At 57.9% G+C, this 489-nt stretch carries 1 protein-coding gene; it reads left to right on the top strand.

Going from position 1 to position 489, the window contains the following annotated elements:
• A partial coding sequence (locus tag AC1DDS_RS25775; RefSeq protein WP_477481443.1) for an alpha/beta hydrolase occupies positions 1–489 on the top strand: 489 nt, incomplete at both ends.

Genomic DNA, 489 nt, shown 5'->3' with positions numbered 1-489 from the left:
AAGTTATGCAGTGCTTAAGTACGTAGCCGAGCATCCCGACGAGTTCGGCGCAGATGCCAGCCGAATTGCGATCGCAGGCGATAGTGTTGGCGGCAACATGACGGCCGTGGTCGCGCTTCTCGCCAAAGAGCGCAACGGCCCTGATGTGAAGGCACAGCTTCTCTTCTACCCAGTTACTGATGCCTCAATGTCAACCGGCTCCTACAAGGAATTTGCCGAGGGTCCGTGGCTGACCCGAAAAGGGATGGAATGGTTCTGGGATCAATATTTGCCCGATATCTCCCAGCGCGCCGACATTCATGTCTCGCCGATTAACGCCAGCTCGGAGCAGCTCTCGGGCCTGCCGCAAACACTACTCTTGGTCGACGAGAACGATGTGCTGCGCGATGAAGGCGAGGCGTATGGCCGCAAGCTGGCAGCGGCTGGCGTTCCGGTCACATCGGTCCGCTACAATGGCACGATCCACGACTTCATGCTGCTCAACTCAAC

The organism is Mycoplana sp. 10N416, from assembly GCF_056394765.1.
The sequence above is the reverse complement of the archived record's forward strand: the minus strand, read 5'-3'. Positions and strand labels throughout refer to the sequence as shown.